The organism is Geobacillus sp. C56-T3 (genome assembly GCF_000092445.1).
Lineage (GTDB): Bacteria > Bacillota > Bacilli > Bacillales > Anoxybacillaceae > Geobacillus > Geobacillus thermoleovorans.
Genome location: NC_014206.1, coordinates 1,915,463 through 1,936,675, shown reverse-complemented (window position 1 = coordinate 1,936,675; position 21,213 = coordinate 1,915,463). Strand labels below are relative to the sequence as shown.

The window sequence follows — 21,213 nt, the reverse complement described above, 5'->3', positions numbered from 1 at the left end:
CGATGTATACCTTGCTGTTGGTTGATGATGAAGAGCGGATGCTTGATTTATTGGAATTGTATTTAGCGCCGAACGGCTACCGCTGCGTGAAACGGCGTTCGGGGGCGGAAGCCATTGACTATTTGCGGCGCCATCATGCCGATTTGGTGCTGCTTGATGTCATGATGCCAGAACTCGACGGATGGGAAACGTGCCGCCGCATCCGATCGTTTTCGAATGTGCCGATCATGATGGTCACCGCTCGCGATGAGACGGCGGATATTGTCCAAGGATTGAAAATCGGAGCGGACGATTATGTGGCGAAACCGTTTGACGAGGCGGAACTGCTTGCTCGCATTGAAGCGGTGCTGCGCCGTACAGCCGGCGGTCGTTCCGCCATTCGCGCGGCCGGGCTTGTATGGGACGAAGAGGAACATACGGTCCGCTACGAAGATAAGCCGATTGCGTTGACGCCGAAAGAATTTGCCATTTTGGGGCTGCTGTTAAAGCACCCGAATCAGGTGTTCAGCCGCGGGCAAATCATCGCATCGCTATGGGGCTATCTCGCTGATACGGAAGAGAGGACCGTTGACTCCCACATGAAAAACATCCGCGAAAAATTGCGTAAAGCGGGGTTCCCAGCGGACGAATATTTGCAGACGGTCTGGGGCGTCGGCTACAAATGGGAAGGGCGCAAGTCATAACCATTTTCGAAAAGAGAGGCGTTTGGGCCAAATGGAAGAACGGATGATTGAGTTCCTTCAAGCATACGGCGGAGCGGCGTACTTCTTGAGTCTAGCCTGCAATGTTGCGATCAGCGTGCTCGGGGTCGTACCAAGCGCCTTTTTGACTGCCGCCAATTTGACCGTTTTCGGATTTTGGCCCGGCTTTTGGGTGTCGTTTGCCGGCGAGGCGCTCGGAGCGGTCGTCTCGTTTGTCTTGTATCGAAAAGGACTTCGCCGATGGAGCGAGACGACATGGCTTTCCCATCCCAAGGTGAAGCCGTTGCTTCATGCAAGTGGCAAGGAGGCGTTTGGGCTCATTTTCGCGCTTCGACTGTTGCCGTTTGTGCCATCAGGGGTGGTAACGTTTGTCGCCGCCATCGGCCGCACGTCTTTCCCCGTCTTTGCGGCCGCCAGTTCGCTCGGCAAGCTCCCAGCTTTATGGATGGAAGCGTATGCCGTCGATCAGGTGATCCGCGTCACGTGGCAAGGAAAACTCATTCTTGCTGTTTTATCCGGAGCCATGTTTTTGTTTATTTGGCGGAAGATAAGGAAAAAGATGCCTGGATGAAACGGAGAAGCGGAAACAGCAGGCTCCCGCTCCCCCTTCCGTTTAAGGCGGTGGAAGAGACTTTGTATACTTAAAAGCAGGGGAAATCCGTTGCGGCCATCTGCCGCCTTCCTGCGTCCAGGGCTCATCGGTTCCTCTTGCACCACAGCCTGCGGCTCCGCAGACCGGCAAACCTCGCCTTTCCATCAATGTTCACATGCACGGTTGCGACTTTTTGCATGATCAAGGGCATCTCCATAAAATCTGCACAAATGACGGATATGCTAACAAGGCAAGGAGGGTGAAAACGATGAAAAACTTGAAAATGTTGTTAGGCACAACTTCGGTCATGGCAGCGCTCTTGCTATCGGCCTGCACCGGTGCAGACGACAACAAAGCGCCAAAGGAAAATACGGCTTCTCACACCGGGCATGAAGGAATGAACCACTCGGGTTCAGGAGAGGTTCCGGCTGGATTGAAGGAAGCGAAACAACCAAAGTATCCGGTTGGAAGCCAAGTCATCATCCATGCGGATCATATGCCGGGAATGGATGGAGCCAAGGCGACTGTCACCGGTGCCTTTGACACGATCGTCTATACGGTCACATACACTCCAACCACGGGCGGGAAACCAGTGAAAAACCATAAATGGGTCATCCATGAAGAAATCGAAAACGCCGGTGACAAACCGTTCCAGCCGGGCGATGAAGTCGTCTTGAATGCCGATCACATGGAAGGGATGAAAGGCGCCAAGGCGGTCATTGATTCGGCGAAACAAACGACGGTGTATATGGTCGATTTCATCGATACGGAAACCGGTAAAAAAGTGGCAAACCACAAATGGGTGACCGAAGACGAGCTGTCGCCGACCAACTAACCAATCATCATCGGTGTTTCAGCAAAACGCGCAGCCATTTCCCTTGGAGCATAGGGGAATGGCTTGTTTTTTTGGCTCATTTGTGAAGTTTCAGAATATAATAGTTCGGTCGTTCTGTCAACGATTTGCGAAAAAATGCATCGCCAACATGGAAATGTTTTGTTATACTGGAAACAAAAATGACCCTACGAAAAAGGAGATTAAGAGAATGCTTCATGATAGCGGCAAGCCGATTTCGATCAAAGCGATCACCGTGTGGCGCTTGACCGGAGCGCTGGGCGCATTGGCTTCCGGTATGGTGATCGGAGGAGTCGCGTTTTTGATCTCACGCTTTCATGCTCCTAGTTGGCTATTTGCGATTTTGGCTGGAGCTTGGGTAGTGGAAGCGATCGTATGGATCGTTTGGCTCCCGCCGTTGCGCCAAAGACGTTGGCGCTATGACATTCGTGAAGAAGAGATTGACATTCAGCGAGGGGTCTGGTCCACGAGACGGACTTTGATCCCGATGGCCCGCGTTCAGTACGTCGATGTGCGGCAAGGTCCGCTTCTCAAGCGGTACGGCTTGGCTTCCATCGCGGTGTTCACGGCGGCGGCCGCTCATGAAATTCCCGCTCTTCCGATGGAAGAAGCAGAACGGCTTTGTTGCTTGATTGCCGAGTGGGCGAAGGTGGCGGATGAAGATGACGCCTAGACGCCGCCTTCATCCTATTGCGATTCTGGCAGGAGTCGGGAAAGAGCTGAAAAATATGGTCGTTCCGCTCCTTGTGATCATGGTGGCCGGCAGCCGCAATGATTTTTCATGGCGCGATCTCATCGTGCCGCTTGTGGCTGTGGCCTATACGCTGGTCATGGGGATTCTTTCGTGGATTCGCTTTACCTATGAATGGAACGAAGACCACTTGCTCGTGGAAGAAGGAGTGTTTGTCCGCAAAAGGCGTTCGATTCCGCTGGAGCGCATTCATGGGATTTCGGTGACAGAGGGAATATGGCAGCGGATGGCGGGGGTCATCCAAGTACATATTGAGACGGCGGGCGATGCCCTCGGTGAAGCAGAAGTGACGCTTCGGGCCATATCAAGGGAAGAAGCCCGCCGCCTGCAACGATGCGTGGAACAGGCGAAAAACAAGGCGGAAAACGCCGCCCATCCGGAACCACTCGCGAACCGCCCACATCCTGCTCTGTTTACCTTATCGATGAAAGAAGTATGGATGGCTTCGTTGACAAGCGGTGGAGCGCTTGGCGTGGTTGCCGCTTTATGCGCGTTTTTGTCGCAATTTAGCGACTTCATTCCGTATGAGGCGCTTGTCCATGATATTCAGTCGACATGGAACGGACATGGACGATGGTATATTGCTCTATTGATCTTGTCGATTCTCTTAGCCGCCTATGGAGTAGCCATTGTACAAAATATGATCCGGTACGCTTCGTTTGTCGTGCGGAAACAAGAAGACACGATTGTGATTGCTCGCGGATGGTTGGAACGAAAAGTGGTGTCCGTCCCTGTTGCCCGCGTCCAAGGTGTCGTCATTCATGAGAATTGGCTGCGCCGTTTTTTCGGATACGCCTCTGTGTCCATTATTCATGCCGGAGGGAGACTGGATGGCGGCGGGGCAGGGGATGTGGTTCTTTGTCCGCTTGTCGAAAAGAGGAGAGTCGCGTCGATCATTCAAGCTTGTTTGCCTGAGTACGATCTCGATGCCCATTTTCATCCATTGCCGAAACGGGCTCAACGCCGCTACATGCTTCGTCCGCTTGTTTGGCTCGTGATTCCAACCATCTTGGTGGCGTATATGGAACGCCCATGGGGCATGGCCGCTTTGTTCGTGCTGCCATTAGGGGCATGGATCGGCACCCGCCGCTTTCGCATCGCGGGTTGGGCGCTTTCATCGCGGCAGCTGGCACTTCGAAGCGGCTGGTTTCGGCAAACGACGACGTATGTATTGAAACGTCATGTTCAATCGCTCGAAGCATCGGCGACCTGGTGGCAAAGGCGAAAACGGCTGGCGACAATCTCGGCTTCCGTCATGCCGATCGGCACCCGCGCCCGCGTCGTGGATGTGGATGAAGAGGATGCGGCTTCGATCTATCGATGGCTGCAAGGGGAAAAGGGGGACCAAACATGATGAAGGCCTTTCTTCACGGGCTCATCCTTGCGTTTGGACTCATTTTGCCGCTGGGTGTGCAAAACGTGTTCATTTTGACCCAAGGGGCGATCCAGCGGCGTTGGCGGCACGCTTTGCCGGCGGTGCTGACCGCGTCGTTGTGCGATACGTTGTTGATTTTACTCGCCGTTTTGGGCGAAAACAGAGAAAAGAAAGGGAAAGGGCATGTCAACAGAGCGTGAATCCCGTGGACGGATCATTTTTCACGTCGACTGCAATTCGTTTTTCGCCAGCTGCGAGATCGCCCGCCATCCGACGCTTCGGGAAAAGCCGGTGGTCGTAGCAGGGGACCCGAAAGAGCGGAGAGGGATCGTGCTGGCGGCGAACTATGCAGCAAAGCAACATTTTGGCATTTATACGACGATGCCGCTCTGGGAAGCGAAAAAACGCTGCTTGGACCTTGTCGTGCGGCCGCCGGATTTCGCCTTTTACCGCGAGATGAGCCGCCGCATGTTCCAATGGCTCGAGCGTTTCTCGCCTGTTTTGGAGCGCGCCTCGATCGATGAAGGACATGACTGGCCGGACGCCAACCGTTCACCCGCTGGCCGTGGCCCATCATATCCAGTGCGGGCTGTTGGAGCAGCTGTCCATTCCAGTGAGCATCGGCATCGCCCCGAATAAGTTTTTGGCGAAAATGGCAAGCGAGATGAAAAAGCCGCTCGGCATCACCGTGCTGCGTAAACGCGACGTGCCGGCCGTGCTATGGCCGCTTCCGGTCGAACAGATGCATGGCGTCGGTGACAAAACCGCAAAGAAGTTGCATGCGTTGGGCCTGCGCACAATCGGCGATGTGGCGAGGACCGACCGCGAACTCTTTCGTCAGATATTTGGCGTTTACGGCCTTCGCCTTCACGACCGGGCAAACGGCATCGATCCGCGTTCGGTCGATCCCGACGCAGGGGAGAAACGGAAATCGGCCGGCCATTCGACGACGTTGCCGTACGATATGGACAAAGAGCGGGAACTGCTGGCTGTGTTGCGCCAGCTAGCAACTGACGATCCGCTACCACGATTTTCGCACGATCACTCGCAGCCAAACCGAGGCGGCGCCGTTGCAAACGGCGGACGACCTCTTTTTGACGGCAGCGCGGCTGTTGAAAAAGCATTGGGACGGCCGCCCGGTGCGGCTTCTTGGCGTCGCCGCGCTTCATGTGTTTGATGAGCGGGAAGAAGGAAAGCAGCTCGATTTGTTTCACTATGAAGAGGACGCGAAAGTGGAAGCGCTTTGGAAAACGATCGAACAGCTGCGGGCCAAATTCGGCGATCGCGCCCTTCGAACAGGCGCTGAGCTGTTGCGTGGCGTTCGTTCCGTGCCAGAAAAAAAGGGCGATGTTCTGAATCCAAAGTAGGAGGGGCTGACCCAAAAGGTTGTTTTCCCTTAAACAAAACACAACATATCGTTTCTTAATGATTGTTTTATGCCTACATACGGTAATAAGAAAAGGTGTCCCGATCCTTTTGGGACACCCTCTTGGTTATTGAGGTATTTTCGTCTTTTTGAATAGAGACCATAATCCCCATTTGGATGGTTTTTCTTTTTCGATAAAGAGATCTTCTGTTTGAGTGATTGCGTCTTCTTCGATTGGAACCGAAACAGAAGAAGGGGTTGTTTCCATTTCATGGGCTTCAGAATCCGATTTCTGCCCATTGGCAGAAATTTCGGATGCTGTTGTTTGATCTTGCATCAGCACCTCTTGGCCATCGGGGGGAACTGGATATTCATGCTTTCCCCTGATTTTCATGTTTTGGTCTATTTCTTCAGATCGTTCATCCTGGTTTTTTAGGGGGCCCGCCGCTTTATGGATGCTTTCTAAACTCACTTCATCTGCCTGTGTAAACAGCTTTGGTTCCTTTTTCTGTTCCAGTCTTGAAGCGTCTGAGCGTTTTTCTGAATTTGATGGATCATGTTGAACGCTGATGTTCAATCGGTTGCCCTCATCCTCTGCCGGAGGGGATGGATGGCGATGATGGGAAGACGGCTGTTCCATTCTGACGCGTTTGATTGGGACCGATTTTTGCGAATATAGATGAGATGAGGGAAAGTTGAAGGCATGCGCTTCTTTGCGTTTCACAGATGAGACGACAATGGGTTGGTTCGCGTCATCCATAAGCTCCTGTAATTTCAAAAAGCTGTTGGGGGATGACAGCGCCTTTCCCGTCTGCATGCTTGTTGAAAAGGAGGTGACTGATTGGCTCGGTGATGTTGCCGGTTCTTTCGATTTCTCATCAGAAGATGCAGTGAATTGTTGCATGAGGTGGGACAACACATCCTTCAAGTCATTTGCGTCGTAACGTGGATCATTTCGCAATTTGGTGAAATCAGCGATTTGGTTCGAGAGATGTCTGATTTCACTGGCAAAACTCGTGACCTTTTCCATCATTAACTCCAAATCCATTTGTTGAGCGAGAATATGTTTTTGCAACGTCAAGGAGTCTTTTTGTTTTTCGATATCTATTTTGGACAGTTTTTTTTGTATTTCTTGCATTTGCTTCGTGAAAACATCTATGTCTTTTTCCAGGGCTTCGATTTTGGGGATGTTGCTTAAAGCGTTTTGTAGTTTTGAAAAATCCTTTGCGATTTTCTCTATTTGTTCCTTCATCATCTTACTGTCTTTTTCCAGTCTATTTAGCCAAGATGCCCATGAATCGGTTGATTCGTTCATAAAAGAAAGGGGCACGTCCTTTCGCACTCGATTTTTTTCATTCCATTCCGTTTCCTTTTGTTGAAACGCCTTCACTCTCTCTTCCAAAGACTGTAGGTGTTTTTGATTGGATTCAGCTTGTTCTTGCCAGTAGGCGCATTTTGTTTTCCATTGCTCTATCTCCTGCCGCAACAATTCTTTTTCTTCCTCCATAGTTTTCAATGCTTCCGATAAACGTTGGATCTCATTCGTTTGTGCGGACAGCAACTCTTCATAATGGCGGCATTGTTCGATGAGTTCATCGTGTTTCGCTTGGAGTTCATCCTTTTCCATGTGAAGACGCTCCCATTCTTCTTGAGAAGTCAATGAGGCGAGCAATGTTTTGTATTTGTCCAATTCTGATTTCAGGTGGATGATTTTCTGTTGCAATTGGGTGTTTTTTTGTTCCCAGTTCATGTCCATCACCTTTTTTCGCATGTCATGGTAGCCATTATATCCAGTTCATGTCCATCACCTTTTTTCGCATGTCATGGTAGCCATTATATGCAGACATCGAAAAATAGGTACCCTGCTTGCTCATGCATGAACCATATCATTTTTGTTTTCAAAAACGAACAAAAATAGTCATTTTTACTATAACTTGTACTTATCGCAATCATACTATAGAGTAGCCTGAAAAAAACATGAAATGAAAGGAAGGATCTATTTTATGCCTATCAATTTAGAGCAATTTGCTCAGCAATTTGATCCAGAGTGCATTCAAGTGTGCAAAGTCTATGACTGGACGACACACGTTGTACAGCTGGCGCAAGACATCACGTTCACATTCCCGGCTGGTTCTTTAGATGGAGTCACGGTTTCCCAAGTCAATTGTTCGATCACATTGTTGGAGTGTGCGGAAGACGCTCCTCGCCGTGATATTGAGTGCACGGTCGGCAATCAAATTGTGACGCTGCAAGCGGTCACCTTAAGCAAAACGATTCAAGTCGTGTTAGAGGTGACGGGAACGAACGCAACGGGCGCTCAAGTTACCGTCGTCAGCAACCCCGCCTTAATCACGACCAGCGAGGAAGTGATTCTTTGTGCTCCAGAAGGCACAACGGTGTGCTGCAACGCTGTGCAAAACACCTTTAATACTTGCCGCGTCGGGGCGTTTACGCAAAGCGGAAACCGCATTACTGCGAATATTTCGATCCGCATTTGCCAAAGCATTGTCGTGACGTTTGAAGTCATTTTGGAAGTCGCTGCACGGTTCTGCCAACCCCGCCCGGAAATCATCTGCGAAGAGGAATGTCCGGTGGATGTCTTTCCGCCGCAATGCCCCGCTGTGTTTCCTGCAATGTAAAAAACACGTCTCTCGTTTATGCGGAAAAAAGAGGAGATGTTCTCCTCTTTTTTTCATACATATACATTTAAGAAATGGAAAAGTGAGGTCATAAGAGGGGGAAAGATGATGGATGAGATTCTAAAGTTGGAACAGAAAATACAATCGATTGAGAAAGAACTTCGCGCTGTTAAACAAGCCGTAACGGAAATGAAACAGTTGCCGAAACAAGTCTTATCAGATGAAATTTGTGTGATTTGTTACTTCACCTATTCCTTATTGCTTCCGAAGGCAGGCGGGCAAAAAGGAATCATTGCCGGGAACTTCGTGATCCGCAATATGGGATCTTCTCCTTTGGAGAACCCCTATATTTGCCTGCGGGTTTCCCCCAAGGAGCATATGGTGTTATCCGCCAAGTTAGGGGATGACATTCAATACGATCGCCGCCTCAATCCACTAGTGATGGAACCTTGGCGATATATGAATAAGGAGGCGGAGAACATGGTGGAGGAGAAGGGGGAATTTTGGCTAAAGCCGGTTCATGTATCACGCATCGAGCCAGGACAAAACCTTTCTTTTTCTAATTTCCAATTCCAAGTCAGTATGAACGAAGCACCAACCACCTACAAGGTGGACGGATTTTTTTTCTGCCAACAGCTGCCCAATGGAGTGCGATCGTTGAACCATATTGTTGTCCATGCTTAACAGCCTGAAGACATATGCGCCATAAGACAAAAAGCCGGCTCAGCGGGCAATCACCTTCCACTGAGCCGGCTTTGACAGGTTATACGCTGCGAACAACAAGAGCGTTCAAGGCGCGAGTTTCCGCTGTAATGCTGCTTAACAGGGTAGATAAAATGCCTCCGTTCGTTTCAATGACAATGCGATATACATGTGTTCCTACGCCCGGCGTGTCGACCCATGTCAAGTTCGGGAATAACGTTGTATTAGCGGCAATTCCTAACCCAGGAAGAAGTGATTCAACATCAAGCGACGCAATGGGGGTAAAGACTCCTCCGTTCGTTGACCGTTCTAAGCGATACGTGATGCCTGTCAAGGTTACGCCTGTCAGGAGGGCCAATACGGCCAATTCCAACTCGACCATCGAATCAAGTTTGACACGATCGCCGCTGAGGGTCGTAATCGGCTGCAAACGAAGCACTTCCGTGACGGCAGTTCCGGTCAGAGGGATGGTAATGGGCAAATCCGTTGAAGACTGCGTAAAAAACAATTGGGGAAACAATCCACCATTGCACACACAAACCATTCGTCTATCATCCTTTCCTAGTTTAGATTTGGTACTACTGTATTAAATGATGATGTTGAACAGATTGATTCCGATGAATAACTATTTTTCGACCTATTTTTTTCGCAATTAGGAGAGTCACCTATTAGGCAAAAAAGTTTAGAGAGTTACATCATAATGATTTTGTTTTCACTGACTGCTCATGTGTCATTGTGCTGACACTTGAAAAATGTATCCCAACAGCGGCAATCGATGGATAGAACGGAGGAACATTGTCATGCTCATCGTTCGCTTGCGATGAACAAACAGCTGCTCGATGGGATGAACATTCATTCGAAACACCGTTGCGCGCTTCTCCTTTGCTCTATCGAAAGAAAATATTGACTTAGCGTTAAAGGAAAAGGAAGGAAGACATCGAATATAACATAATAGGAGAACAGGCCGCCATAATGGGATGTTGATGGAATAAAAAATGATGGGCTCGGCGTTCATATTAAAGGAGGCATAAAACGTGAGAAAAGCGATCGTGCTTGGCGCATCAGGCGGAATGGGCTATGCCCTGGTTCAGGAGCTCACATCAAGAGGAATCCCTGTCAGAGCCTTTGCCCGTTCTCAGGATAAGCTGCAACAGTGGTTTGGAACGATGAAGGATGTGGAAATCTGCCCAGGAGATGCGCTTCGGGAAGATGAACTGATCAAGGCATGCAAAAATGTCGATGTGATCTTTCATGCGGTCAACATCCCTTATCCCGAATGGCCTAAGGGTCATCCGGCGATCATGGAACATGTGCTAAAGGCGGCGGAAGGGAATGGGGCAAAGGTTGTGTTCGTCGACAACATTTATGCTTATGGACGCAGCCCAGGGAGAAAGGTAACAGAGGATACGCCGAAAAACCCCCATACCAAGAAAGGAAAAATTCGCTTGCAGCTGAATAAGATGCTTACAGAAGCGCATCAGAGAGGAGTGCCGACTCTTATTTGTCATTTCCCTGATTTTTATGGACCGAGTGCAGAAAATACCTTCCAAGCTCATCGTCGTGACCATTGCCCCCATGAACAGCGGGGTCAACATGCCGTTGACTCGGCCAATAAACGCTGCTTCCGTATGGTTCATCACAATCGTGTTAATGCCGATGTGCAGCGCCGGCATGAAAAGACCGGCGATAAACTCGGCCAATAAGGTAAGCCAAAACAGCGTTGACCACCCCATGATAAAAATACCGACGGCAAGGCTTCCCATTCCAAGCATCAGCAAAACGTGAGGCCCTATTCGGTGGGAAAGCGCCATCGCTATGCCGCCGCCAATCATCATCGCTGCTCCGTGTGCGGCAAACAGCCATTGCAAATAACTTTCTTCCATCCCAAGCCGCTCCGTGACAAGAAACACGGCCAATGGTTGAATCAAGCCCACTGCTAATCCCGCGGCCATAAACCCGCCGCCGAGTGTGACGAGGATTTTGCGCGACCATACATAGCGAAAGCCTTGCTTCATTTCCTCCCATAAAGATGCCGCGCTCCCAGCGCGCTCTTCAGCCCGATCCGGCGGCAAGAGCGTTAAGATCAGAGCCGATGCCAAAAAGCAAAATCCGACTATCGCCATGGAAACGTAGATGCCGAATTGTTGAAAGACGAATGTGCCCATGATCGGGCCGATCACGACGAAAATCGCCATCATCGCTTGAAATAGCGACATGCCTCCTTGCATTTGTTCGCCTGGAACATGCAACTTAAATAGTTTCATTCCTGACGGCTGCGAAAATTGCGATAAAATTGCCGAGACAAAGGTCGCAAGAAACACCGTCTTCCATGTGCCAAACCAAAGGGCGATCAGGATTACAAAAATGGAGAGCGCGCTGAAAAGATCGCACCAAATCATGGTCCGTTTCGGGCGCCATCGGTCGGCAAGCGTTCCGCCGATAAAAGAAAAGATAAAAATGGGAGCGAACTCGGCCACTGAAATGAGCGAGACGGCCAGCGCATTACCGTTTGTTTTCTCCGTCACAAACAATAAAATCGCAAAGTTGCGAATCCAAATGCCGATTTGAATGAATAATCCGGCCGTCATAATCGTTTGAATAAAGCGGTTTCGCAAAAGCGAACCCATGGATGGACTGGTTGTTGTCATGGCAGTTATATATCCTCCTTTTCATGAAATGGTCCCGTTTCCATGCTTATTTGGCCTCAGCTCCCTTCGTTCGTTGGTCAAGCGTCAGCCGCAAACCAACAAAATCGAATATACGTTCCTATTTGTATTATTTTTGATCAGGAGAATTTTGTCAAGATTAGTAGGGGCAGTCTTGTTTCATACGATCAGAATGGTTTGTCTTGAGTGGATACGGCGGTGTAATCGAAGGTAAAAAAAGATTGTATATAAAAAAATATTTTTTATCCTTTACTATCAAATATTAATTTATTATAATTTTAATGTACGAATCATTATCAATTCTAGTTGACAGAAAAAGCAACTAGAAAGATAATGGTGACATTTGAATATGGAAAGGGGAAGAGGAAATGAAAAACCAAAGCCAACACAATGCTTCCAAATGTCCGTATCATGGCAGTGTGACAAGTCATCACTCGAACAGAACAACCAATAAAGACTGGTGGCCGAACCAGCTGAACTTAAGCATTCTCCATCAACATGACCGAAAAACGAATCCTCATGATGAAGAGTTCAACTATGCTGAGGAGTTTCAAAAACTAGACTATTGGGCGCTCAAAGAAGATTTGCGCAAACTGATGACAGAAAGCCAAGACTGGTGGCCGGCCGATTATGGCCATTACGGGCCGTTGTTTATCCGCATGGCGTGGCATTCGGCAGGGACGTACCGCATCGGCGACGGCCGCGGCGGCGGTTCGACCGGCACGCAGCGCTTTGCCCCGTTAAACAGCTGGCCGGATAACGCCAACTTGGATAAAGCGCGGCGGTTATTGTGGCCAATCAAAAAGAAATATGGCAACAAGATTTCTTGGGCGGACTTGTTCATCTTGGCAGGCAATGTCGCCATCGAATCCATGGGAGGAAAAACGATCGGATTCGGCGGCGGCCGGGAAGATGTCTGGCATCCAGAAGAAGACATTTATTGGGGCGCGGAAAAAGAGTGGCTCGCTTCGGAACGCTACAGCGGGGATCGCGAACTTGAGAATCCGCTTGCCGCTGTGCAGATGGGTCTCATTTACGTCAACCCGGAAGGCCCTGACGGCAAGCCGGATCCGGTTGCTGCGGCGCGCGACATTCGCGAAACATTCCGCCGCATGGGAATGACCGACGAAGAAACGGTCGCTTTAATTGCGGGTGGCCACACATTCGGCAAGGCACACGGCGCAGGCCCTGCTTCACACGTCGGTCCAGAGCCGGAAGCGGCTCCAATTGAAGCGCAAGGATTGGGCTGGGTCAGCTCGTACGGAAAAGGGAAAGGCCGCGACACGATCACGAGCGGCATCGAAGGCGCATGGACGCCGACGCCGACGCAGTGGGACAACAGTTATTTCCGATTGCTCTTCGAATATGAATGGAAGCTGACCAAGAGTCCGGCTGGGGCCTATCAATGGGAAGCGGTAAATCTGAGGGAAGAGGATTTAGCGCCTGATGCAGAAGACGCTAATGTCAAAGTGCCGCCGATGATGATGACGACAGATTTAGCGTTGCGTTTTGACCCGGAATATGAAAAAATCGCCCGCCGTTTCTATGAAAATCCTGAAGAGTTTGCGGATGCGTTCGCCCGTGCCTGGTTCAAACTGACGCATCGCGATATGGGGCCGAAAACGAGATACTTAGGTCCGGAAGTGCCGAAAGAAGACTTCATCTGGCAAGACCCGATTCCGACGGTCGACTATGAATTGACTGATGCCGAAATCGAACAAATCAAAGAGAAAATTTTGAACTCGGGCCTGACCGTCAGCGAACTCGTCAAAACCGCTTGGGCGGCAGCCAGCACGTTCCGCAACTCGGATAAGCGCGGCGGAGCCAACGGCGCCCGCATCCGCCTTGCCCCGCAAAAAGATTGGGAAGTGAACGAACCAGAGCGGCTCGCCAAAGTGCTTTCGGTGTATGAAGACATCCAACGCGAGCTGCCGAAGAAAGTCAGCATCGCCGATCTCATCGTTCTTGGCGGCAGCGCCGCGGTCGAAAAGGCGGCCCGCGACGCCGGCTTTGATGTCACAGTGCCGTTTATTCCAGGACGGGGCGATGCGACGCAAGAGCAAACCGATGTCGAGAGCTTCTCGGTGCTCGAACCGTTCGCCGATGGGTTCCGCAACTATCAAAAGAAGGAGTACAGCGTCGGTCCGGAAGAATTGCTTATCGACAAAGCGCAACTTCTAGGGTTGACCGCACCCGAGATGACCGTGCTCATCGGCGGTTTGCGGGTGTTGGGCGCGAACTACCGTGATCTGCCTCACGGCGTCTTCACTGATCGCATCGGGGTGCTGACGAACGACTTCTTTGTCAACTTAGTCGACATGAACTATGAATGGGTGCCGACCGAAGGAGGCATTTATGAAATCCGCGACCGGAAAACGGGCGAAGTGCGGTGGACGGCCACCCGGGTCGACCTCATTTTCGGCGCCAACTCGATCCTTCGTTCGTACGCGGAATTTTACGCCCAAGACGACAACCGAGAAAAATTCGTCCGCGACTTTATCAACGCTTGGGTCAAAGTGATGAACGCCGACCGCTTTGATATTCATTTGAAACAAGCCAAAGAGTCGGTTACGGTTTGATCGGCCAAAAAGTAGCTTGTCTGTTTGGGGGCAAGCTGCTTTTGTATGTTGAATAGGCCTAATGGCCAGCAGCTCTCTATGGGCAGGAATACCCATCCGCATGGTTTCGCGGCCGCAATCCTCCTAAGGATGCAAAGGTCACTTTCTCTTGCGATGGCTTTGCAGCGTGCACCTGGTAGATAAAGATTAGGGGAGATAAAGGAAATAGGCCCTGCTGTGTCGAACGTATAATAAAAGAGAGCACTCAAACGGAGAAACGGCATGGTGTATGTATGATCGAAACAATTTAAACCTATTACAAATCTTTTGGTGTTTTTCAGTCGGTGAAGGGGAGAGGGAAAAGTATCGATGATGAAAGACGGGAGGAGCCATGGGAACATATTACGGCTTAGGAATCATAAAAGAGTTTGTGGCCCGGTCGGAAAAGTCTTTCACTTGGAGTGAGTGGGAACAGATTTTAACCAAACGTATCGATTTATGTTTATTCCGTTTGGCAGCCGCTGAACAGAGACTTTCCGGATCGCTTTATCCGGAAGTTTTCACAGAGAATATTCATCATTTTTTTCAAATCCTAAGGGACATTGTAGGTTCAGAACGAAGAGAACCCATTGACTATTATGAGAAAGAGTTTGGGAGTCATTTAGATAACTATCCAACTGCGGAAACATTCTTTTTGATCGAGGGACCCAGTGGGTCTCCCATCATCGTTGAGGTCCGTTTTGCTGTGTTGTTTATTGAAGGGAAGGTGAGCGTTGAAACATTTGATGCCGAGCCCCTTCTTATAAACTGGTTGTTTCGTAACAGTCCAATAAAAAATAAGCTTGCCGGTTGCGTGATCAGCGCCATTATATGATCTTCTATTGGCACGCGTTACTACGCCCAGCGCTGGACAATCGAATGCTTTTTCCTGCAGGCGAAACCAGCTGAAAAATGATCTAATAGATCCGGAAAGGAGCGCCCGATGAGGATGCGCAAATGCGCTAGAGCAGTGATCGTCAACGAGCGAAACGAAATTCTTCTTCAGCAATTTGAATTTCGGAATATGGCAGGAAACAAAGTGTTATGGGTTACTCCAGGAGGGGGCATTGAAGAAAACGAGACCCCAGCTGAAGCTTTAAAAAGGGAATTATACGAAGAACTAGGCATAGTTGTTGATCTTCTCGGTGGGCCCATATTCCAACTGGATGTATGGATTGAAGGAAAACAAGGTTCTTTTATTAGCCGGGAAATTTATTATCAAATCACGATCCAATCCGATACGGTGTTGTCTATCGAACATATGACAAAGAACGAAAAAGACACACTGAAAGGGCTAAAATGGTGGAGCAAAGACGAATTGCAGAAAATCGACAACTTTGCACCGCGTGAAATATTGAACTACATATAGTTTTCCGCTTTCTACTGCACTGCGGTTGCAAGCGAGTCGTAGGGGAAGAGGAGTTTGTGGCTTTCCCTTTCTCTCGTTTAAAAAGTTAACATAATATAAATTATAAGAAGTTATGAAAGAGTCTGTTTCGATAACAAGTAATCTCATAATAGTGAGACAAAACAAAAAAACGCCCATCGACACGCCCACCTAAAATAAAATAAAAACGCGCAGCCTCTTGATTCTCATTCAAGAAGCTGCACGTTACCCACTGCGCGTCGGCAGCTGCAGGGACCGCATGATCTCATCCTTTCTCCTTTCGTTTAGGCAATATCCGTTTGACGATAGCGGACGCCTTTATACCGAACGCGAACTGGCACGCCTTTTTCTTGCTTATGCTTCACCAGAAGCCGTTGGGCTTTTGAAAAGGCTTCCATCATCCCAGATGCCGGAATGGCCTCTTCCCACACAATCGTTTTCCCTTGGACTGTGTAGAAGGAAAAGACATACTGTTTCACCGTCTTCACCTCCCTATTATTATTATAATCAAAGACTGTTTTTCCTAAACACAAAAACTGTTACAATTATGTTAACATTTTCTCTTCGGCGTTTCCGCAACAAATAAAGGTGTCCCAATCCTTCCTAAAAGAGATCGGAACACCTTTTTCTTTTTGCGCATATGTGGCTGTTGAACCTTGTGGGTTGTGATGATCTTGCCGGTTAGTGCCGCAATCCGTTTTGTTCCCAATATTTTAGGTATGGATACGGATTGATCGCATTCCAGTTGGCATCATACAGGCCAACGTGCAAGTGCGGGGCGAATTTTCCAGTCGTGCCGACCGGACCGTAGCCAGAGTCGCCGACAAAGCCGACGAGCTGTCCTTTCACGACAGCTTGTCCTTCCGACAGATTCGCCGCATATCCTTGCAAGTAGGCATAATAGAGAAACAGCCCGGCCTTTGTCCGAATGGTCAGCCGCCAGCCACCGAGTTCACTCCACCCATACCGAACGACCGTGCCGTCCACAGCGGCGGCATCATGATTCAATGCCGGTTTGTTGCTTGTATTGTTTGACGGCCGCTTTATAGTCGGCTTGAATGGCATCTTTGTCTCGTCCGAGCCGAACGCTTAAAAAGTCGAGCACGGCTGCATCATGGGCAAGGCCAGCGGCAAACTGCCGCTTCAGCCAGCGTTCGCCGGCGGTTTCCTCTGGGAACGTATGGGTCTCTCCCCCATCGGCATACACGCTCCAACCTTGAGCGGTTTTGCGACTCAGCCACCATTGGCCATGGTGATTTGTCCAAAACACTCCTTCGGCCTCGTCTTTTTTGTTCAATTGGTTTTGTTCCGCATCACCGTATACCGGCAGAAGCGGGAACGTCTCGACGACAAACAGCGGAAATGTTGTATCATCGATCAAACAGCCGGACGCCTTGGGATGGCCGCCGCCACCGAATTGCTGGGCAAACTCAGCGACGTTGACGTCATCATGAATGGTGCGAAAGCCAATATGTTTCGTCCCCATGTTGACTAAAGCGATCAAGTCAAGATGAGGATAACGCTTGGATAACGCATTGCCCAATTCCGACAAATGGCGCTCGGCAAAGACGACGCCGATGCAATAGTCACCAAGCCAGCGCTGAACAAGCTGTTTTTGCTTTTGCCGAATGTAACGCTGAATTTTCTTCTCTTCCATATCGAGAAGCAGCTCTTCCGTCTCGGTCAAGGAGAACGGTTCTCTGGAGGCGAGCCGCTCGCTCATCGTCTCCCAAAAGCCGTCAAGCCCGAAAATCGTCAACAAATCATTCAGCCGCTTCGCTTGCAAATTCCCATTCTCTTCCCATTCCCACGTGTCGTATTGGCGGACGAGCTCGACGAACCCATCTAGCGTTTCATTAGGTGCGAGTTTGCCCTCGCGGACGAGATAGTCGTAAAAGAGCGAGGTGGCGCACGTCTTTTTGCCATCATCCCTCACCGGCACCACCTGTCCCCACGGGTAGTCATTGAAATGAAGCGCCGTCACATGGTGGTCGATCACTTGCACATGGCCGCCGCGCGCCGCCCGTTCAGCGAGTTGCTGTTCCACTTCCTTGCCGACGGCCAAGTCGGTGATAAACAACATGGCGCCGTTGGCCTCGTCGCTTTGCAAGAATTGGACGACCCGTTCATCCAAATTGCGATAGGAACAAAACGAAATGTTCACCTCGGCAAACGCCAGCTTCGCGAGCAATCCGCAGCCGATGCCGTCTAGATCGCTGTCAGTGAATAATTTGATCATGGGGTCCCACCTTTTTGTCACAAACTTTTTTGCAACCACGTTTTCAAGAGCGGCAACAGCCGATCCGGCAACTCGCTCACATGCGGAACAAAGACGCGGAAGCGACCATAGATGTTTTCAACCGTCCGCCGCTTTGACTCATCGTCGGCCCCGTGGCCTAAAAAGAGATTGACGACCTCAATGCCGCGGCGGCGCGCTTCGGCGACTGCTTCGTGCGTATCGATGATGCCGTTTTGTTCATATCCGTACGCGGCGGGTTCGCCGTCAGAGAAGACGAGCAGCACTTTTTGTGCTTCCGGGCGCTTGAGGAGCTGTTCGGTCATCCAGCGAATCGCCAATCCATCGCGATTATCTTCATGCGGCTCGAGCTGCAGGATCGCCGGGCCGCTCGACGGCTCAAGCGAGCGATGGAATGAGACCGCCATCTGCAAATAGTTCGGCTGACGCGAAGCGGCTGCTTCGTTCGCATCTTCCCAAAATCCGACAATTTGGTGCGGCACGCGCAACGTTTTCAGCACCTCATGGCAAAGAACGAGCCCGGTTTTCGTCTCTTCCATTTTGTCATGCATCGAAGCCGAGCAATCGACAAGCAGGCCGAAGACCGCATCAAACCGCCGCGTCGGCTCGCCTTTTTTGTAAAACAAGCGCGGCCGCTCATCAGTGAAAAACGACACCAATTGTTTGCGCAGCCGACCGACGGGCAAGTTCGTGCGCCAAGCGGAGCGCTTGTGTTCAAGCCATTGTTCCATGATGCGCACAAGCCGTTTTCGGTACGGCGCCACCGCCGCCTGTTTGGCGCGGTATTGCTCAAGATGCGCGAGGTTTGGCGACGAAGGAAGAAGCACAAGATCGGCTTGGCGGTTGGCCTCGCCATACGGCGCACTGTTTCCAGCCGGCGGCTGTTCGCTGAAGGATGCTTGCGCTTCCAGGCCATACTCGTTTCGCGCCGTCGGCCGAGACGTTCCTTTCACGACGGCCAGAGCCTGATCGCCGTCTTCACCCGGCCTCGCCTCATCGCTGATGATCTCGGTGCGGCTGCCTCGTTCGAGCTCAAAGCGGAGAAAGCTTCCACCCGCCCGGCTCGTTTCCCGATGCCATGTTGGCAGCACTTGCCGCTTGGCCTCTCCATCCGTCTCCTGAAGGGCATCGCGGTTTTCCAATGGGTTGGTCCGTTTGAGATCTTGAAGCGTCATCGTTTTCTCGTCCGCATCATCCTCAACGATTGGCAGCGATGTATAGGCATTGACCATATCATGAGGCAGCACGTCCTCCATCAGTTCCACAACGGCGAACGCCCAGTCCGCCACCTCGGCTGTCGAGGAAGCATCAAAAAATTGCGGCCATAACGTTTCAAGGCGCGCCTGCACCGCTTCATCCGCCATCGGAGCCAGCGGCGCATCATCAAGCGGCGAATCAGCCGTGAGCCGCAAATACATCCCCGCCAAAAACTGATCAGCCCAAGCGCCGCGCGTCCTGTTTGCTTGCCATTGCTGAGTGAAGTAGCGGCGGTACATGCGGCGGCGCGTGCGGAACCATCGCTTCATCCCGGGACGTTCCCGCTCGCAGACGGCTTCCAAGCGAAGATCTTCAGCGAATGTAAACAGCTGTTTGGAAAGCTTGGAGAGCGGTCGGGATTCCACCGCATGTCGGAAGGCGCGAACCGCCAATCGGTCGGTGTGCCGATACGTGCCGATGATGCGCAAGCCGACGTCGCTTTTCATTGCCGTTTCCCGCTCCAATGGTGGATACCCATCCCAAAAATGGCTGACGTAAACGACCGGCTTGACACAATGCACGCCGGAATGGGCGGCGAACTGGATGGCAACGTCGCGGCGGCGCATGAGCGTTTGGGCGAGGTCAGAAAGCTGCATGACCAAACTCGAGTCGACCGTTCGGTCATTGAACATCATAAACCGCTCCATGCCGAGCCTCCTATTCGTCAAACCACGTTTCGGCGATGTTGCGCACCGCCGCCCGTTCCCGTTCATCGTCAAGCTTATCGACGATGCTTCGCTCAATGGCCCGCAATGGCGGCATGTATGCCGCCAAATCGCACGCATCCAACAAAGCGCGCACCGAAGCCGCTTCCTCGGCGATTTGTCCGTTTCGCACCTGCGCAAGCAGATCCGCCGACAGGGCGACGAAACGATCGATCAACGTTTCATCCGTTAATGTAGTTTGCGCCAACAATACCGATTTTAATGTTTCTCCTTGCACATACGGGACATTGATGACGACAAACCGGTTTTTGAGCGCCTCATTGAGCGGTACGGTGCCAATATAGCCTTCATTGATCGCGGCGATGACGCCAAATGTCGGTTTCGCCTGTACGACATTTCCAGTCAGCGGATTGGTGAGCCGCCGCCGGTAGTCAAGGACGCTGTTTAAAATCGGCAGCGTTTCCGGTTTCGCCATATTAATTTCGTCAATGTATAGCAAATGCCCTTTTGTCATCGCCTGGATGACTGGTCCGGGCACGTACTCGATCACCGCCTGGCTGTTTTTGTGCACGATCGTCTTAAAACCGAGCAATGCTTCGGCGTCTAAGTCCACGGAACAGTTGATGCTGTGCATCGGTTGACCAAACAAAGCGGACAACGTTTCAGCAAGCCGCGTTTTTCCCGATCCGGTCGGGCCTTTTAAGAGCACGTTTTTCCCAAGCGCGAGCGCAATGGCGGCATCGTGCACGATCGCCTCATCTGCCGCCTTGTACCCGCCCGCTCCAATCAACGCGCGATTCGGATCGCGGCGGAACAGTTCTTTTCGCTTTTCCATTTCTTTCGTGACCGTCAACGGCCATGTTCCCATCTTCTGACTTCCTCTCTGTGGCGATCTTCCCCTCTCATTCTACTAAATCGCCCGGCGGGACGCAAAACAAAAGAACTAGACCATAAATATATTATGTAAATATAACAAAGAAAAAACGAGGCGCTCTCAACCGAAGTTGTCCTCAATCGCCTTGCGAATGAGCGCCGCGCACCGATCAAGCTCCGCCTTGAGCTGGCGTTTGTACAGCTTCGCCTTTTCCTGTCCGCCCTCGGCGAACCGATAGTAGACGACTTCTTGGTACTTCATTCCCTCTTTTTTCTGTTTCACTTGTTTTAAAATGCCGTCTTCGATCAAATCGTGCAGCGCCTTATACACTTCGGAGTGGTTCGGCCGGTAGCCGAACGGCTTGAACTCTTGGCGCAATACATCAAGCAGCTTCAGCCCGTAGAGCCGCTCCTGTTCGGTGAGCGTAATCAAATACAATTTTAAAAACGCACGTTGTTTTAACAGAAAACCGCTGGGCGTCCGTTTTTCTCCCATAGGCTTTTTCCCTCCTTCCCTACGGATGAAATTTCG

The 21,213-nt window shown here is 50.7% G+C and carries 19 protein-coding genes and 3 pseudogenes; 13 read left to right on the top strand and 9 right to left on the bottom strand.

Annotated elements, in window-relative coordinates:
- The first annotated feature begins 2 nt into the window (after positions 1 to 2).
- From GC56T3_RS09625 to GC56T3_RS20310, 7 genes and pseudogenes are all read left to right on the top strand, one after another.
- Positions 3 to 683: a response regulator transcription factor gene (locus tag GC56T3_RS09625; RefSeq protein ID WP_013145348.1), complete on the top strand. Its 681-nt coding sequence runs from the start codon at positions 3 to 5 to the stop codon at positions 681 to 683.
- A 31-nt stretch (positions 684 to 714) separates the two neighbouring features.
- The gene (locus GC56T3_RS09620) at positions 715 to 1,272 is read left to right on the top strand and encodes a TVP38/TMEM64 family protein (RefSeq protein WP_013145347.1); all 558 of its coding nucleotides are present in this window, start codon (positions 715 to 717) and stop codon (positions 1,270 to 1,272) included.
- A gap of 289 nt (positions 1,273 to 1,561) precedes the next feature.
- A complete protein-coding gene (locus GC56T3_RS09615; protein WP_013145346.1) occupies positions 1,562 to 2,128 on the top strand; it encodes a YdhK family protein in 567 nt (188 codons plus the stop codon).
- A 208-nt stretch (positions 2,129 to 2,336) separates the two neighbouring features.
- A complete protein-coding gene (locus GC56T3_RS09610) occupies positions 2,337 to 2,819 on the top strand; it encodes a PH domain-containing protein (RefSeq protein ID WP_013145345.1) in 483 nt (160 codons plus the stop codon).
- Positions 2,809 to 4,251, top strand: coding sequence for a PH domain-containing protein (locus GC56T3_RS09605; RefSeq protein ID WP_013145344.1), 1,443 nt, complete (start codon positions 2,809 to 2,811; stop codon positions 4,249 to 4,251). The genes GC56T3_RS09610 and GC56T3_RS09605 overlap by 11 nt, the downstream gene beginning before the upstream one ends.
- Positions 4,248 to 4,472: a lysine transporter gene (locus GC56T3_RS09600; protein ID WP_013145343.1), complete on the top strand. Its 225-nt coding sequence runs from the start codon at positions 4,248 to 4,250 to the stop codon at positions 4,470 to 4,472. The genes GC56T3_RS09605 and GC56T3_RS09600 overlap by 4 nt, the downstream gene beginning before the upstream one ends.
- Positions 4,456 to 5,639, top strand: a pseudogene (locus GC56T3_RS20310) (DNA polymerase IV). The gene GC56T3_RS09600 and the pseudogene GC56T3_RS20310 overlap by 17 nt, the downstream one beginning before the upstream one ends.
- Positions 5,640 to 5,765: 126 nt before the next feature.
- Here the strand turns inward: GC56T3_RS20310 and GC56T3_RS09590 are convergent.
- On the bottom strand, positions 5,766 to 7,388 hold the full coding sequence (locus GC56T3_RS09590) for a hypothetical protein (RefSeq protein ID WP_013145342.1): 1,623 nt from the start codon (positions 7,386 to 7,388) through the stop codon (positions 5,766 to 5,768).
- A 253-nt stretch (positions 7,389 to 7,641) separates the two neighbouring features.
- Here GC56T3_RS09590 and GC56T3_RS09585 point away from each other — a divergent pair, with 253 nt between their 5' ends.
- Both GC56T3_RS09585 and GC56T3_RS09580 read left to right on the top strand, forming a co-directional pair.
- On the top strand, positions 7,642 to 8,277 hold the full coding sequence (locus GC56T3_RS09585; RefSeq protein ID WP_013145341.1) for a hypothetical protein: 636 nt from the start codon (positions 7,642 to 7,644) through the stop codon (positions 8,275 to 8,277).
- Positions 8,278 to 8,385: 108 nt separating this feature from the next.
- Complete coding sequence (locus GC56T3_RS09580) at positions 8,386 to 8,961, top strand: hypothetical protein (protein ID WP_013145340.1); 576 nt, start codon at positions 8,386 to 8,388, stop codon at positions 8,959 to 8,961.
- A 79-nt stretch (positions 8,962 to 9,040) separates the two neighbouring features.
- Here the strand turns inward: GC56T3_RS09580 and GC56T3_RS09575 are convergent, their stop codons facing one another.
- Entirely contained in the window at positions 9,041 to 9,523 is a 483-nt protein-coding gene (locus tag GC56T3_RS09575) for a hypothetical protein (RefSeq protein WP_013145339.1), read from the bottom strand.
- A gap of 490 nt (positions 9,524 to 10,013) precedes the next feature.
- Between GC56T3_RS09575 and GC56T3_RS20305 the strand changes: the two are divergent.
- Positions 10,014 to 10,475: pseudogene (locus GC56T3_RS20305) on the top strand (SDR family NAD(P)-dependent oxidoreductase); the annotation flags it as partial.
- A 42-nt stretch (positions 10,476 to 10,517) separates the two neighbouring features.
- Here GC56T3_RS20305 and GC56T3_RS19970 read toward each other — a convergent pair.
- Positions 10,518 to 11,627, bottom strand: a pseudogene (locus tag GC56T3_RS19970) (MFS transporter); the annotation flags it as partial.
- A 386-nt stretch (positions 11,628 to 12,013) separates the two neighbouring features.
- On the opposite strand from GC56T3_RS19970, the gene katG reads away from it, so the two are divergent.
- From katG to GC56T3_RS09555, 3 genes are all read left to right on the top strand, one after another.
- Positions 12,014 to 14,224 (top strand): catalase/peroxidase HPI, encoded by a 2,211-nt coding sequence (gene katG, locus GC56T3_RS09565; protein WP_013145337.1) that lies wholly within the window; start codon positions 12,014 to 12,016, stop codon positions 14,222 to 14,224.
- A 370-nt stretch (positions 14,225 to 14,594) separates the two neighbouring features.
- The gene (locus GC56T3_RS09560; RefSeq protein ID WP_013145336.1) at positions 14,595 to 15,077 is read left to right on the top strand and encodes a hypothetical protein; all 483 of its coding nucleotides are present in this window, start codon (positions 14,595 to 14,597) and stop codon (positions 15,075 to 15,077) included.
- A 108-nt stretch (positions 15,078 to 15,185) separates the two neighbouring features.
- Positions 15,186 to 15,611: an NUDIX hydrolase gene (locus GC56T3_RS09555; protein ID WP_013145335.1), complete on the top strand. Its 426-nt coding sequence runs from the start codon at positions 15,186 to 15,188 to the stop codon at positions 15,609 to 15,611.
- 302 nt (positions 15,612 to 15,913) lie between these two features.
- On the opposite strand, the gene GC56T3_RS09550 is transcribed toward GC56T3_RS09555, so the two are convergent.
- The 6 genes from GC56T3_RS09550 to GC56T3_RS09525 form a co-directional block, all read right to left on the bottom strand.
- Positions 15,914 to 16,108: a hypothetical protein gene (locus GC56T3_RS09550; RefSeq protein ID WP_011231223.1), complete on the bottom strand. Its 195-nt coding sequence runs from the start codon at positions 16,106 to 16,108 to the stop codon at positions 15,914 to 15,916.
- A gap of 202 nt (positions 16,109 to 16,310) precedes the next feature.
- Positions 16,311 to 16,616, bottom strand: a complete 306-nt coding sequence (locus tag GC56T3_RS09545; RefSeq protein WP_193568237.1) for a M23 family metallopeptidase — start codon at positions 16,614 to 16,616, stop codon at positions 16,311 to 16,313.
- Between the two features lie 10 nt (positions 16,617 to 16,626).
- Positions 16,627 to 17,868, bottom strand: a complete 1,242-nt coding sequence (locus GC56T3_RS09540; protein WP_013145333.1) for a DHH family phosphoesterase — start codon at positions 17,866 to 17,868, stop codon at positions 16,627 to 16,629.
- Positions 17,869 to 17,885: 17 nt separating this feature from the next.
- Entirely contained in the window at positions 17,886 to 19,790 is a 1,905-nt protein-coding gene (locus GC56T3_RS09535; RefSeq protein ID WP_013145332.1) for a nitric oxide reductase activation protein NorD, read from the bottom strand.
- A 10-nt stretch (positions 19,791 to 19,800) separates the two neighbouring features.
- Entirely contained in the window at positions 19,801 to 20,643 is an 843-nt protein-coding gene (locus GC56T3_RS09530) for an AAA family ATPase (protein ID WP_369769994.1), read from the bottom strand.
- Between the two features lie 159 nt (positions 20,644 to 20,802).
- Positions 20,803 to 21,177 carry a helix-turn-helix transcriptional regulator gene (locus GC56T3_RS09525; protein WP_011231227.1) on the bottom strand — a complete coding sequence of 125 codons (375 nt, stop codon included), beginning with the start codon at positions 21,175 to 21,177 and terminating at the stop codon, positions 20,803 to 20,805.
- Between the last annotated feature and the right edge of the window lie 36 nt (positions 21,178 to 21,213).

Bases quoted from the DNA above. Each gene is read 5' to 3' on its own strand.
- GC56T3_RS09625 (WP_013145348.1), top strand. From the start codon at position 3: ATGTATACCTTGCTGTTGGTTGATGATGAAGAGCGGATGCTTGATTTA.
- GC56T3_RS09620 (WP_013145347.1), top strand. From the start codon at position 715: ATGGAAGAACGGATGATTGAGTTCCTTCAAGCATACGGCGGAGCGGCG.
- GC56T3_RS09615 (WP_013145346.1), top strand. From the start codon at position 1,562: ATGAAAAACTTGAAAATGTTGTTAGGCACAACTTCGGTCATGGCAGCG.
- GC56T3_RS09610 (WP_013145345.1), top strand. From the start codon at position 2,337: ATGCTTCATGATAGCGGCAAGCCGATTTCGATCAAAGCGATCACCGTG.
- GC56T3_RS09605 (WP_013145344.1), top strand. From the start codon at position 2,809: ATGACGCCTAGACGCCGCCTTCATCCTATTGCGATTCTGGCAGGAGTC.
- GC56T3_RS09600 (WP_013145343.1), top strand. From the start codon at position 4,248: ATGATGAAGGCCTTTCTTCACGGGCTCATCCTTGCGTTTGGACTCATT.
- GC56T3_RS09590 (WP_013145342.1), bottom strand. From the start codon at position 7,388: ATGAACTGGGAACAAAAAAACACCCAATTGCAACAGAAAATCATCCAC.
- GC56T3_RS09585 (WP_013145341.1), top strand. From the start codon at position 7,642: ATGCCTATCAATTTAGAGCAATTTGCTCAGCAATTTGATCCAGAGTGC.
- GC56T3_RS09580 (WP_013145340.1), top strand. From the start codon at position 8,386: ATGGATGAGATTCTAAAGTTGGAACAGAAAATACAATCGATTGAGAAA.
- GC56T3_RS09575 (WP_013145339.1), bottom strand. From the start codon at position 9,523: ATGGTTTGTGTGTGCAATGGTGGATTGTTTCCCCAATTGTTTTTTACG.
- katG (WP_013145337.1), top strand. From the start codon at position 12,014: ATGAAAAACCAAAGCCAACACAATGCTTCCAAATGTCCGTATCATGGC.
- GC56T3_RS09560 (WP_013145336.1), top strand. From the start codon at position 14,595: ATGGGAACATATTACGGCTTAGGAATCATAAAAGAGTTTGTGGCCCGG.
- GC56T3_RS09555 (WP_013145335.1), top strand. From the start codon at position 15,186: ATGAGGATGCGCAAATGCGCTAGAGCAGTGATCGTCAACGAGCGAAAC.
- GC56T3_RS09540 (WP_013145333.1), bottom strand. From the start codon at position 17,868: ATGATCAAATTATTCACTGACAGCGATCTAGACGGCATCGGCTGCGGA.
- GC56T3_RS09535 (WP_013145332.1), bottom strand. From the start codon at position 19,790: ATGGAGCGGTTTATGATGTTCAATGACCGAACGGTCGACTCGAGTTTG.
- GC56T3_RS09530 (WP_369769994.1), bottom strand. From the start codon at position 20,643: ATGGAAAAGCGAAAAGAACTGTTCCGCCGCGATCCGAATCGCGCGTTG.
- GC56T3_RS09525 (WP_011231227.1), bottom strand. From the start codon at position 21,177: ATGGGAGAAAAACGGACGCCCAGCGGTTTTCTGTTAAAACAACGTGCG.